Here is a 12,563-nt window from a genome sequence, read left to right as displayed (position 1 = left end):
GGCTCCATTCTAGACAATCAGCCGGCGCGTGAGCGGGTCGCGCACACGTGCATGTTCATATTCATATTCACGATGCCAGAGAGGGTCTGCCTGCCGTAACAGGGTCGCCGATCTTGGATCAGGGCGAAAGCGCAAAAGCACAAGCGCCGGCGGTCTCCACTCCGTCCAGTCTGCACTCTGGCGCGCGGGCCGGACGAAACGCCGCAGCCAGGCCATGGCCACAGAGCCATGGGCTGCTCTATCATAGGGCGGTCGGGCGATGACCGCAATGGGCATTCGTCGCGCAATGCCCCGCCAATCCTTCCACTGGGCGAATTGCGCCAGATTATCGGCCCCCATCAACCAGATGAAGCGATGGCGCGGATGGCGTGCGGACAAGCGGCGCAGCGAATCGGTGGTATAACGCGTGCCGAGAGTGCGTTCGATCGCTGTGGGTCGAATAGGGGTGCCGCGCGCGATTTTCTTGGCATGTTGCAACCTCGCGGTCAGCGGTGCCATGCCTATTGAGCGTTTCAACGGATTGCCGGGAGAAACGAGCCACCACACCTCATCCAGGCGAAGCGCCTTGGCCGCGAACAATGAAATGGCGCGATGGCCGCCATGTGCTGGATTGAAGGAGCCGCCCAATAGGCCGATGCGTGCCATCGCCTGCCCATGCCACCAGGATGCGCATCGTGCAATCTGAAGCTGGAATAGATCTTATAGCTGGCTAACTATTAACCTGTGACTTCACTTCTTCAGCCTATATTTTCGCTATCGGTTACTCTGCGATGCTGGGGAGGGCGTCCAGCGACCGCAGGGCTTCGGGAGAGGCGGGTTCGCGCACCAGCGCGTCGACCGGCTCCAGCTGTTCCAATTCCTTGCCGCCGGTTTCGATGTTGAGGTCGCGCAGCTTGCGCCCGGTCACCAGCACCCGGCTCTCGAAACTGCCGACAAAGGCATTATAGTCGCCCACTGCGCCGGTGAGCCTGTTGCCCAGCTTTCGGAGCGAAGTCGCCGCACCCGACAGCCGTTCATAAAGCTCCTTGCCCAACGCACCGATGCGCTTCGCTTCGTCCGCCATTTTTTCCTGACGCCATACCGCCGCGACTGTCCGCGCGATCGCGATCAAATTGGTCGGCGTGGCCAGCAATACCCGCTTGGCAAAGGCGTGATCCCATAGTCGCGGGTCATGCTCCAGTGCGGCGGACAGGAAATGTTCTCCCGGCACGAACATGATCACATAGTCGGGCGCTTCATCAAATTGGTCGGCATAGCTTTTCCGTCCCAACGTATCGACATGCGCCCGCATGGCGTTGGCATGGGCCGTTAGCAGCCGGTTGCGCTCATCTTCACCTTCAGCCCCATAGGCATCCTGATAGGCATTGAGCGACACCTTGGCGTCTATGACCAGTGATCGGCCTCCCGGTACGCGAAGGATCGCGTCAGGCCGCAACCGTCCATCCTCGCCCTCGACGCTCACCTCGGTCCGAAAATCGACATGCTCCGATAGGCCACAGGTTTCCAGCACGTTGCGCAACTGCTGCTCCCCCCAGCGCCCCCGCGCTTTGGGAGCGTGTCGCAGCGAATCCACCAGCCGCTGCGCCTCGGCACGCACCGCTTCCTGACCGGTCCGCATGGATTCGATCTCGCCGCGCAGGATGCCATAGGCTTCGGTCCGCTGCTGTTCGATCTGCGTGATTTTCAGGTCATAGCGCTGGATGGTCTCATTGACCGGATGCAGCAGTTGTTTGAGCTGCGCTTCGCTTTTCTCATGCGCCTGCGCCAGCCGCTGGTCCGCGCGCTCCAGGAAATGGCTCTGCGCCTGTTGCAGCAACTTGCCGCCAATTTCGCTGAACTGCGCTGAAAGCTGTTCCTTGGCATCCTTCAACGCAACGATCTGCGCCTCGAACGCTTCGGCGCGCGCCTGGGTATCGGACCGCAGCGCTGCCAGGTCGCGCGCCGCCGCTTCACGCGCCGCTCGCTCTTCTTCCAGCCGCCGCGCGAGTTCCGCCGCCTGCGCTGCGCGATCCTGCGCTACCACCAGTTCCTGCAACGCCGCATTGCGTTGTGCCATGGCGCCGTCCAGCTTTGCCGCCAGCTCCATCTTTTCCGCGCCGGTAGCGGCGACGGCTTTCCCCCGCAGCAGCCACCCGGCACCAAGGCCCGCGAGCAAGGCTGCAACTATCAGCAGGGCGACAAGGCTGTCCATATGATCCCCTTCATGGAACGAAAGGGGAACCTAGCGGCCAGCCGCTGCCGCCGCAACCCTTGTGCGCCAATCAGGCCCGCATCATTCCCACTCGATCGTGCCGGGCGGCTTGGACGTATAGTCGTAGACGACGCGGTTGATGCCCTTGACCTCATTGATGATGCGGGTTGCCACGCGGCTCAGGAAGGCCGCGTCGAAGGGATATATGTCGGCTGTCATGCCATCGGTCGATGTGACCGCCCGCAATGCGCAAACGCTGTCATAGGTGCGATGGTCGCCCATCACGCCGACCGTGCGCACCGGCAGCAGCACTGCAAACGCCTGCCAGATCGCGTCGTACAGCCCGGCGTTGCGGATTTCCTCCAGATAGACGGCATCGGCCTTGCGGAGAATGTCGCAACGCTCCTTGTTCACCTCGCCGGGGATGCGGATTGCCAGGCCGGGGCCGGGGAAGGGGTGGCGGCCGACGAAGACGTCGGGCAGGCCCAGCTCACGGCCCAGTTCGCGGACTTCGTCCTTGAACAGTTCCCGCAGCGGCTCGACCAGCTTCATGTTCATCCGCTCAGGCAGGCCGCCGACATTGTGATGGCTCTTGATCGTCACCGAAGGCCCGCCGGTGAAGCTCACGCTTTCGATCACGTCGGGATAAAGCGTGCCCTGCGCCAGGAAGGCTGCGCCGCCGATCTTCTTCGCCTCATCCTCGAACACGTCGATGAAGGTCTTGCCGATGAATTTGCGTTTGGCCTCGGGGTCGGTGACGCCCTCCAGCCCCTTCATGAACAGCGTTTCGGCGTTCACATGGACTAGCGGGATATTATAGCTGCCCCGGAACAGGGAAACGACCTGCTCGGCCTCTCCGCTGCGCATCAGGCCATGATCGACAAAGACGCAGGTCAGTTGTTCGCCGATCGCTTCATGGATCAGCACGGCGGCCACCGCGCTATCGACGCCGCCAGACAGGCCGCAGATCACCCTGCCGTCACCCACCTGCTGACGAATCTCGGCGATCTTGGTCGCGCGGAACTCGGCCATGGTCCAGTCGCCTTTCAAGCCGCAGACATGGCGGGCGAAATTGGCGATCAGCTTGCCGCCGTCGGGCGTGTGCACGACCTCGGGATGGAATTGCGTGGCGTAAAAGCGCTTTTCCTCGTTGGCGGTCATGGCGAAGGGTGCGCCCTCGCTCACCGCGACGACTTCAAATCCGGGCGCGAGCTGGGTCACCTTGTCGCCATGGCTCATCCATACCTGATGCCGCTCGCCTTCGGCCCACAGGCCATCGAACAGGGCGCAGCGCTTTTTCACCTCGATAAAGGCGCGGCCGAACTCGCCACTTTCGCCGCCTTCCACCTGGCCGCCCAGCTGTTGCATCATCGTCTGCTGGCCGTAGCAGATGCCCAGGATGGGAACGCCCGCGTCGAAGAAATGCTGTGGCGCGCGGGGGCTGTCATCCCACATGACCGACGAAGGGCCGCCCGACAGGATGATGCCCTTGGGCTTCATCCGCTTGAACGCCTCGTCGGCGCTGTTGAACGGCGCGATTTCGGAATAGACGCCCGCTTCACGCACGCGCCGCGCGATCAGCTGCGTCACCTGGCTGCCGAAATCCACGATAAGGATGGAATCCTGAAGGGGCAGCGTCATCGAATCGCCTCTATAAGCCGGAGAGAATGGAATGTGGCGCGGTTAGTGTGTGGCACCGTCCTTGTCCAGCAAAGGCGGATCCCGACGCCGCCCGCTCGTCCATCCCAGCACCGCTCCGGCGGCCAGCACCGCTGCCGCCATCAGGAAGGCGCTGCCGATGAAGGGCAGTATCGGGCTTTCACCCACCGAAGCCGAATAGACCGCGCCAAAGAATAGCGGCGACATGATCCCCGCGATCGACCCGACGCTATTGTTCGCGCCCTGTAACTGGCCCTGTTCGGATTCCGACACGCGCCTCGTCATCAACGATTGGATGGTCGGCATGGCAAGACCCCATAGCGCACTGGGAAGCATCGCCACGACGAACAGCCAGCCATTGGGCGCTAGGCCCATCGCTGCGAGGCCGACCGCACCAAAGGTCAGGCCGATCACCATCGTCCGACGGTCGCCCAGCCGCTTTACCACCGGGCCGACCAGCAGGCCCTGCACGCTCATGTCCATCGCACCAACCAGGGCCAGTACAGCGCCCACTTGCCCCGGTCCCCAGCCATAGCGATCACCGGCGTAGAGAACGAACACAGCGGAAAATAGATGATGGCCGAAATGCAGCAGGAAGTTCACGCCAGCCAGACTCGACAGTTCGGGGTGTGACCGCAGCAGCCGCAGCGCGCCGAACGGACTGGCCCGTCGCCAGGAAAACGCCATGCGCTTGGCCGGTGCGAGTGATTCCGGCAGCACGAAAAGGCCGTAGAGAAATGCCGTTCCCGACAGTGCCGCCGCGACCCAGAAGGGCGCGCGCAGAGAGATTTCGCCCAGGACCCCGCCCAATAGCGGGCCGGCAACGAACCCGCCGCTGAATGCCGCCCCGATTAACCCGTAGCCGCGCGCCCTTCTTTCGGGCGGGGTGACGTCAGCCATATAGGCGAAGGTCGATGTAAAGCTGGATGATGTTATCCCGCCTAATATCCGCCCTATGGCCAACCACCACAGACTGGGCGCGAGCGCCATCAGCAGAAAATCGAGCGCAAGTCCTGCTATCGAAATCAGGATCACTGGCCGTCGTCCGAAACGGTCGGAGAGGGACCCGATGATGGGCGAACATAGAAATTGCATCGCTGCCCACATCGCCACGAACAGGCCATTCCACAAACCGATCGCGCTGGTCGATCCCGCGAGTTCCTCAATGAGCTGAGGCAGGACCGGGATGACGATGCCCATCGACATGACGTCGAGCAACGCTGTCACCAGGATGAAGGCCATCGCGGCTGAACGGTGGGGGGAGGGCGAAGGGGGCATGCGGCAGAAACTCCTGATCGCGTCGCCGCCTAGAGCATTTTGCCGGTGGGGGGAAATGGCGGATTGAACCGGAGGGCAGGAAAGAGGGATTTTCGTGCTGGTTTCGGCCTTTGCAATGGCAGGCTGGCCAAACGCCAAACAAGAAAGGCTGCGGTTCCATGATGGAAGCGCAGCCTTTCCTATAATGTCTTTCGCCTTTGGGAAAAGGCGGCTTAGCCGATCAGGCGTCTTCCAGCTCGTCCGCGTCTGCGGTCTGAACCGGGCCGGAATCCTTGCCCTTGGCATCGATGTCGCGGTCGACCAGTTCGATGATCGCGATCGGAGCGGCGTCCGATGCGCGGAAACCGGCCTTGATCACGCGGGTGTAGCCACCGTCGCGGCCAGCATAGCGCTCAGCCAGGACTTCGAACAGCTTGGTCAGCTGGGTATCGTCCTGCAGGCGGGCATGGGCCAGACGACGGTTCGACAGGCCACCCTTCTTGGCGAGGGTGATCAGCTTTTCGACGTAGGGACGCAGTTCCTTCGCCTTGGGCGTGGTGGTCAGGATCTGCTCATGCTTGATGAGCGAGGCTGCGAGGTTGCGGAGCAGCGAGTTACGATGCCCGGAGGCGCGCTGCAGCTTACGATGACCAACCTTATGACGCATGTCTTCTTCCTTCGTTCGCTAAGGGCCCGTGTGAGGTAGCCCAGATCCGGCGGCAATCAGGGGTGCCGCCATTCCCCTGCCCAAAAAACAGGCAAAGTTCACACCGTCCCTGGAGCAAAAAACCTCCAGGGTCCGGCACCCCCTCTCTCCAGCTTGCGCGGGAGAGAGGGCGGGGATCAGCCCAGCAGCTCTTGTTCGAGCTTCTTGGCCATTTCCTCGATATTTTCCGGCGGCCAGCCGGGGATGTCCATGCCCAGGCGCAGGCCCATGGACGACAGCACTTCCTTGATCTCGTTCAGCGACTTGCGACCGAAATTGGGAGTGCGCAGCATCTCGGCTTCGGTCTTTTGAACCAGGTCGCCGATATAGATGATGTTGTCGTTCTTGAGGCAGTTGGCGCTGCGAACGGACAGTTCCAGCTCGTCCACCTTCTTGAGCAGGTAGCGGTTGATCTGGTTCGTGTCGCTCTCGCCCTCGGCGGCAGCAGCCGCAGAGGTGCCAGCGGCAGGAGCGGCCACGGGCAGGGCGTCTTCGAAGTGGACGAACAGCTGCAGCTGGTCCTGCAGGATACGGGCAGCAAAAGCCACCGCGTCTTCCGGCGTGACGGTGCCATCGGTTTCGATGGTCAGCGACAGCTTGTCATAATCCAGTTCCTGGCCGACGCGGGTATTGTCGACCTTATAGGCGACCTGGCGGACCGGCGAGTAAAGCGCATCGATCGGAATGAGGCCGATGGGAGCGTCCGCCGGACGGTTGGCAACGGCGGGGACATAGCCCTTGCCGATGTCAGCGGTCAGTTCCATGTTCAAAATCGCGCCCTGGTCAAGGTGGCAGATCACCAGGTCGGGGTTCATCACTTCGATGTCGCCCACGGTGGTGATGTCGCCAGCCTTCACTTCGCCGGGACCGGTAGCGCTCAGCTGCAAACGCTTTGGCCCGTCGCCTTCCATCTTCAGCGCGACCTGCTTGATGTTCAGGACGATGTCCGTCACATCTTCACGCACGCCGGCGAGTGAGGAAAATTCATGCAGGACGTTCTCGATCTTGATCGAGGTGACCGCCGCGCCCTGGAGCGAGGATAGAAGAACACGGCGCAGCGCATTGCCGAGCGTCAGGCCAAAGCCGCGCTCCAAAGGTTCAGCGACAAAAGTCGCCTTCCGCCTGCCGTCGCCCGAAACCTTGATCTCAAGGCTGTTGGGCTTCTTCAATTCCTGCCAGTTCTTCATGTTGACAGTCATGTATTTCCCCTGGGGATGAGGCCGAAACGCTTAAATCCTGGACCCAGACAGGACGTTCGGCCGATGCAAATGGGTGAACGGGCGGCGCGTCCGCCGCCCGCCAACAAGCCTCGCGTCGAATTAGACGCGGCGGCGCTTTGAAGGACGGACGCCATTGTGTGGAATGGGCGTCACGTCGCGGATCGAGGTAATGTGAAAGCCGACGGCCTGCAGTGCGCGCAGCGCCGATTCACGGCCCGAACCGGGGCCCTTCACTTCGACTTCCAGCGTACGCACACCATGATCGGCGGCCTTGCGGCCAGCGTCTTCGGCGCAGACCTGCGCGGCGTAAGGGGTCGACTTGCGGCTGCCCTTGAAGCCCATCATGCCGGCCGAAGACCAGCTGATTGCATTGCCCTGGGCGTCGGTGATGGTGACCATGGTGTTGTTGAAGCTGGCGTTAACGTGTGCGACGCCGGCCGAGATGTTCTTGCGCTCGCGCCGCTTAATGCGCTGGGGTTCGCGTGCCATTTTCTGCTCTTCCTACAAAAATCTTCTTGAGACCGGAGCTTCGCCCAAAATAAGCTGCCTCCGGTGGAGTAATCCGTCCCCGGACGAATTACTTCTTCTTGCCGGCGATCGGCTTGGCCTTACCCTTGCGGGTGCGCGCATTGGTGTGCGTGCGCTGACCGCGAACCGGCAGCCCCTTACGATGGCGCAGGCCGCGATAGCAGGCCAGATCCATCAGGCGCTTGATGTTCATCGCGGTTTCGCGGCGCAGGTCGCCTTCGACCGTCAGGTCGGCGTCGATGGTCTCGCGGATCTGCAGCACTTCGGCGTCCGACAGGTCCTGGACCCGGCGGCTCTGGTCGATGCCCAGCTTGTCAGCGATGTCGACGGCGGTCTTGCGGCCGATGCCGTGAATGTAGGTGAGCGCGATGATCACGCGCTTGTTGGTCGGGATGTTAACACCCGCGATACGTGCCATGGTAATCTGTTCTCCTGCTCCACGGGGCGGTTGGCGCCGTCCCATCTCAAAGCGTCCGGGCCGAGACCCCTATAGAGAGATCGGCCGATTCGATAGACCCCGAGACGCAAAAAAGACGGCCAGTGCCATGCACTGCCGCTCACCAGCGTGTCCGGGATAGGCTGCGCCCTAGCGATTCGCCCCGATGCTGTCAACTTTTGGGCTGCGGAAACAGGCCTGAAAATCAGCTGAAGTCATAGGTTGGTCGCGCGGGGGAAGGGTGGCGCGTCGGTCATGATTCCTGATCAGCGAGAGGTTTCGTGCCTTTTCGGGTTGAAGCGCGGGGTCGCCATCGGGCATGGGAGGGGAATGCGCTCTTATGTGACCACCGCCACGTTCGCGTCCCTGACGCTCCTGCTCGCTTCATGCGTGGGAGCGCCCGATCAGCCGACCTCTCCGGCGCCGTCGCAGCGCCCTGCACCAGTGCCAGCGCCAGCGCCCGCCCCGCCGCCCGCTGCGCCGGTCGAATGGCAATATCGCCCGACGACGCCCGGCAACTGGACCTATCGGGCAGAAAGCACCGGGTCGGTCGCATCCTTTGGTGCGCCAGGCACCGCCGCATTGGTGACGATGCGTTGCAATGTTGCGGCGCGCCAGGTCAGCGTCGCCCGCGCCGGGGCCGGTAAGGGCTTATTGACTGTGCGGACCAGCTATGGTGCGACCAACTGGCCTGCAGCCGCTACGCCGACAGCGGTCGTCGCGACGCGAACCGCCACCGACGCGACGTTGGACCAGATCGCCTATAGTCGCGGCCATTTCGCGTTAGAGGCTCAAGGGGTGGACATGCTGATACTGCCGGCCTGGGCGGAAGTGAGCCGCGTGATCGAGGATTGTCGCCGCTAAAGGCCAGAATTCAGCCCCTGATGGCACATCTTGTGCCCATTGCGCCATGATGGCACCAAATCAGCTTGATCAGCGGACGCGCAAGTATGATTCGAAAAAAGAATATTACAAGTCTTGATCGTGCGCCTCATCTGATTCACAGTCCTGTTCGTGGCCAGGTGCAAAGGTCGAGTAAAGCCGGGTCGCGCGGGCTTTAACAAGCGAAAGGAGGTGATCCGATGTCTCATGGTTCAGCAGTGAGGTCGGTCAAGTCCCTTCGGGAAACGCGCCGCTGAGCGACACCATCTGTGTCGATTTTAGATGAGCATGCTTTGGGTCGCCCTGTGATGTCCGTGAGGATGTCGCCAGCTCGTCAAAAATAGCGCGAACACCGTTTCCCTGGGCGGCACTTCCGGCCGCTGACCATGTCAATGATGGGCCGTCGGGATCATCTGCCCCGACGGCCCCTCTCATGTGTCAGGGGTATTCGGCGTCGCTAGGCCTTCCGCGCGCCATCGTTTCTGCGCGCCACTTCCTATCGCTCCGCGCCCTTCGATTTCCCCCATGCGCGGGCAGCCGTGTAGCCCAGATACCCCGTTCCGAACAAAGCGTAGAGCGGTTCGGGCAGGGCGTTGAAATAGGCCTGCATCGCCCCAATGATCGCCTGCGCCACATCGGGCCTTGCGCCGCCGATCAACCCCAGCGGCACCGACCACAACAGCAACCCGTACATGACGTAGAGAAAGGCGGGCCGGGCACGGCTAGTCCAAGGGTCCGGCGGTGCGATCCGCCGTTTCAATATGGCCATCGACTCGCCTCCTTAACCGATACGGTTTGCTAACCAGCCGTAGAGGAAGGCTTCGTTCGCAGGGCGACTTTCTGCCAGCGACAGATATCGCTCACCCTGCAGTGCTTCCGTGGCCTTGAGCAACACCGCTTCGCCCTGTTTTCCCCGCAGCCTCATAAAGGCTCCCAGCGCCGCAAGCGTCTTGGCACCCACCGCCCGGTCGACTTTCAGGTCGGGATAGTCCTTCTGATTCCGGTTAAGCGCGTTCAGTGCGCGTTGCAGAAATCCCGTTGCGGTGGCGGTGCCCATATTCACGCCTGTATCGAACAATTCGGCGGCGATCAGAGGGGCGATCTCTGCGACAAAGCCGTAGCCAGGCGATTCCCAATATAGCTGCCGATAGATTGCCTCCGCCATGGGTCGGGGAAGCGCTTTCATATGTCCCGAATAGCCATTGGCGCGCGCCACCGCCTGGGTAATGCCAAAATGCGTCGGCCCACCGCGATCCGCGGGGTGGTCGCTATAACCACCTTCACGCGCAATCACTTCATCGATCAATACCGAAATGTCCATCGATCCGCCTTCCCTGTCGTTGAAGGCGAATCAGTTATCCCATTTGGTTCGTTGTAGGACAGCAAAAACTTTCCGCGCCGCAAGGTGGGCGTGGAAAGATGATGAAATATGAGGAAAAGCGAAGCGCGCTTGCGGCTTCTGCATGATTTGGTCGGGACGAGAGGATTCGAACCTCCGACCCCCACACCCCCAGTGTGATGCGCTACCAGGCTGCGCTACGTCCCGACCGGAGGGGCGGCACATAGAAGCATGTCGAACAACATGCAAGGGCTTGAGCGAAGCCTTTTTGCCTCGCCGCGCAATCCCTAATCATGTTGCCTCCAAAGCCGCATCTGTGTTAGCCGCCCGCCCTTGATCCGTGGGCGCGTCATGCGCATTCACGGCTGGACAAGACAATAAGGCGAAAGTCCCACCATGTTCATATCCCCAGCCTTTGCCCAGACCGCGGGCGAACCATCGTCGGGCGCTTCCATGCTGGTGCAGGTCGCCCCGCTCGTCCTGATCTTCGTCGTCTTCTATTTCCTGCTGATCCGTCCGCAGCAAAAGCGGATGAAAGATCACAAGACCAAGATCGATGCGGTGAAAAAGGGCGATCAGGTCGTGACCGGTGGTGGCCTGGTCGGCAAGGTGGTCCGGGTGGACGAAATCTATTGCGACGTTGAACTCGCGCCGGGCATGAAAGTGAAGGCGGTGAAGTCGACGCTGACCGACGTGGTCAATCCCGCCACCGCCAAACCCGCGAACGACTGAACCCACGATGCTGAATTTCTCGCGCTGGGCCGTTGCCGGGATCCTGTTGCCTTTGCTCATCGGCATCCTGTGTGCCGTGCCCAGCTTCCTGCCCGACAATGTGGTGCAAAAACTGCCTCAGTCGCTGCAGACGCGCGTCAATCTGGGTCTCGACCTGTCGGGCGGCAGTCACCTGCTGCTGGAAGCGTCGACCCAGGATGTCGCCAGGCAGCGCCTCACCAATATGGAGGAGCAGGTCCGCACCGAATTGCGGCGGGGCGGGGAACGCATCGCGATCGGCGATATTTCCAGCCGCGACGGCAAGCTGAGCTTCATGGTGCGCAACCCGGCGCAGGTGGATGCCGCAGTCGAGCGTATCAGGCCATTGACGCAGGGCGCGGGGCTGACCGGGCAGCGTGACTTCAATGTCGAGGTGGTGAACAGCTCCACCATCGTCATCACGCCGACTGATGCCGGCATCGACAATGCCGTCAAGGGCGCGATGGAAGTCGCGACCGAAGTCATCCGCAAGCGGATCGACGAGATGGGCACGCGTGAGCCCACTATCCAGCAGCAGGGCAGCAACCGGATTGTCGTGCAGGTGCCGGGGCTTCAAGACCCCAAGGCGCTGAAGGATTTGCTGGGCCAGACCGCCAAGCTGGAATTCAAGCTGGTCGATACCACCGCCAACCCGTCCGAAGCCGTGCAAGGCCGCGCACCGGTCGGCAGCGAAGTGCTGCCCTATCCCGACAATCCGTCGGGCGTGCCGGTGATTGCGGTCAAGCGGCAGGTCATGGTGTCGGGCGAAGAACTGACCGATGCGACCCAGGGTTTTGACCAGAATAACCAGGCGATCGTCAACATCCGTTTCAACGGGTCGGGTGGCAGGAAATTCGGACAGGTCACGTCGCAGAATGTCAACCGCCCCTTCGCCATCATCCTGGATGGCAAGGTGCTGTCGGCACCCAATATCAATGAGCCGATCCTGGGCGGTTCCGCACAGATCAGCGGCAATTTCACCGTGGAAAGCGCCAACCAGCTGGCCATCGCGCTGCGTTCGGGCAAGCTGCCCGTCGCGCTGACGGTGGTGGAGGAACGCACCGTCGGACCACAGCTGGGCGCTGACTCGATCCGCGCGGGCCTGCTCGCCTCCCTGATCGCGGTCGTCGCTGTCGCTGCCTTCATGTTCGTCAGCTATGGCCGTTTCGGCATTTACGCGAACCTGGCCGTCACCATCAACGTGCTGGTCATATTGGGCGTGATGGGGATGCTGGGCGCGACGCTGACGCTACCCGGCATCGCGGGTTTTGTGCTGACGATCGGCACGGCGGTCGATGCCAACGTGCTCATTTACGAACGTATCCGCGAAGAGCGGCGGCGCGGACGAGGTGTCGTGCAGGCTATCGAGTTCGGCTACAAGGAAGCCAGCCGCACGATTTTCGAAGCCAACGTCACCCACGCCATCGCTGGCGGGATCATGCTCGCGCTGGGTTCCGGCCCGGTCAAGGGCTTTGCCATCGTGCTGCTGATCGGCATTGCTACCAGCGTGTTCACCGCTGTTACCTTCACCCGCCTGCTCGCCGCGCGCTGGCTTCGTGCCAAGCGCCCGACCGAGATCCACATCTAAAGGGGCC

13 protein-coding genes and 1 tRNA gene are annotated in these 12,563 nt (G+C 62.0%); 3 read left to right on the top strand and 11 right to left on the bottom strand.

The features are described 5' to 3' along the window. Nucleotides 1–9 precede the first annotated feature (9 nt). The 8 genes from FHS54_RS12700 to rpsM form a co-directional block, all read right to left on the bottom strand. The gene (locus FHS54_RS12700) at nucleotides 10–681 is read right to left on the bottom strand and encodes a nicotinate-nucleotide adenylyltransferase (protein ID WP_341785974.1); all 672 of its coding nucleotides are present in this window, start codon (nucleotides 679–681) and stop codon (nucleotides 10–12) included. A gap of 79 nt (nucleotides 682–760) precedes the next feature. After that, complete coding sequence (locus FHS54_RS12695) at nucleotides 761–2,191, bottom strand: DNA recombination protein RmuC (protein WP_167304154.1); 1,431 nt, start codon at nucleotides 2,189–2,191, stop codon at nucleotides 761–763. 81 nt (nucleotides 2,192–2,272) lie between these two features. Beyond that, nucleotides 2,273–3,832 (bottom strand): glutamine-hydrolyzing GMP synthase, encoded by a 1,560-nt coding sequence (gene guaA / locus FHS54_RS12690; RefSeq protein ID WP_167304153.1) that lies wholly within the window; start codon nucleotides 3,830–3,832, stop codon nucleotides 2,273–2,275. 42 nt (nucleotides 3,833–3,874) lie between these two features. Further along, nucleotides 3,875–5,128: a TCR/Tet family MFS transporter gene (locus FHS54_RS12685; protein ID WP_167304152.1), complete on the bottom strand. Its 1,254-nt coding sequence runs from the start codon at nucleotides 5,126–5,128 to the stop codon at nucleotides 3,875–3,877. Nucleotides 5,129–5,348: 220 nt separating this feature from the next. After that, nucleotides 5,349–5,774, bottom strand: coding sequence for a 50S ribosomal protein L17 (gene rplQ, locus FHS54_RS12680; protein WP_167304151.1), 426 nt, complete (start codon nucleotides 5,772–5,774; stop codon nucleotides 5,349–5,351). 176 nt (nucleotides 5,775–5,950) lie between these two features. After that, on the bottom strand, nucleotides 5,951–7,012 hold the full coding sequence (locus FHS54_RS12675) for a DNA-directed RNA polymerase subunit alpha (protein ID WP_167304150.1): 1,062 nt from the start codon (nucleotides 7,010–7,012) through the stop codon (nucleotides 5,951–5,953). A 120-nt stretch (nucleotides 7,013–7,132) separates the two neighbouring features. Beyond that, the gene (gene rpsK / locus FHS54_RS12670; RefSeq protein ID WP_167304149.1) at nucleotides 7,133–7,522 is read right to left on the bottom strand and encodes a 30S ribosomal protein S11; all 390 of its coding nucleotides are present in this window, start codon (nucleotides 7,520–7,522) and stop codon (nucleotides 7,133–7,135) included. 88 nt (nucleotides 7,523–7,610) lie between these two features. Further along, the gene (rpsM, locus tag FHS54_RS12665; RefSeq protein ID WP_167304148.1) at nucleotides 7,611–7,979 is read right to left on the bottom strand and encodes a 30S ribosomal protein S13; all 369 of its coding nucleotides are present in this window, start codon (nucleotides 7,977–7,979) and stop codon (nucleotides 7,611–7,613) included. Between the two features lie 360 nt (nucleotides 7,980–8,339). On the opposite strand from rpsM, the gene FHS54_RS12660 reads away from it, so the two are divergent. Then, nucleotides 8,340–8,861 carry a hypothetical protein gene (locus FHS54_RS12660; RefSeq protein WP_341785968.1) on the top strand — a complete coding sequence of 174 codons (522 nt, stop codon included), beginning with the start codon at nucleotides 8,340–8,342 and terminating at the stop codon, nucleotides 8,859–8,861. Between the two features lie 514 nt (nucleotides 8,862–9,375). On the opposite strand, the gene FHS54_RS12655 is transcribed toward FHS54_RS12660, so the two are convergent. The 3 genes from FHS54_RS12655 to FHS54_RS12645 form a co-directional block, all read right to left on the bottom strand. Beyond that, entirely contained in the window at nucleotides 9,376–9,648 is a 273-nt protein-coding gene (locus FHS54_RS12655; protein WP_167304146.1) for a 3TM-type holin, read from the bottom strand. Between the two features lie 12 nt (nucleotides 9,649–9,660). Further along, nucleotides 9,661–10,200 carry a glycoside hydrolase family 108 protein gene (locus FHS54_RS12650; protein ID WP_167304145.1) on the bottom strand — a complete coding sequence of 180 codons (540 nt, stop codon included), beginning with the start codon at nucleotides 10,198–10,200 and terminating at the stop codon, nucleotides 9,661–9,663. A 148-nt stretch (nucleotides 10,201–10,348) separates the two neighbouring features. Then, nucleotides 10,349–10,425 (bottom strand) — tRNA-Pro (locus tag FHS54_RS12645). 189 nt (nucleotides 10,426–10,614) lie between these two features. On the opposite strand from FHS54_RS12645, the gene yajC reads away from it, so the two are divergent. Continuing rightward, nucleotides 10,615–10,950, top strand: coding sequence for a preprotein translocase subunit YajC (gene yajC / locus FHS54_RS12640; RefSeq protein WP_167304144.1), 336 nt, complete (start codon nucleotides 10,615–10,617; stop codon nucleotides 10,948–10,950). Nucleotides 10,951–10,957: 7 nt separating this feature from the next. Further along, nucleotides 10,958–12,556, top strand: coding sequence for a protein translocase subunit SecD (gene secD, locus FHS54_RS12635; protein ID WP_167304143.1), 1,599 nt, complete (start codon nucleotides 10,958–10,960; stop codon nucleotides 12,554–12,556). The last annotated feature ends 7 nt before the right edge of the window (nucleotides 12,557–12,563 follow it).

Source organism: Sphingobium vermicomposti (assembly GCF_011762025.1).
Taxonomy (GTDB): Bacteria; Pseudomonadota; Alphaproteobacteria; order Sphingomonadales; family Sphingomonadaceae; genus Sphingobium; species Sphingobium vermicomposti.
The sequence above is the reverse complement of the archived record's forward strand: the minus strand, read 5'-3'. Positions and strand labels throughout refer to the sequence as shown.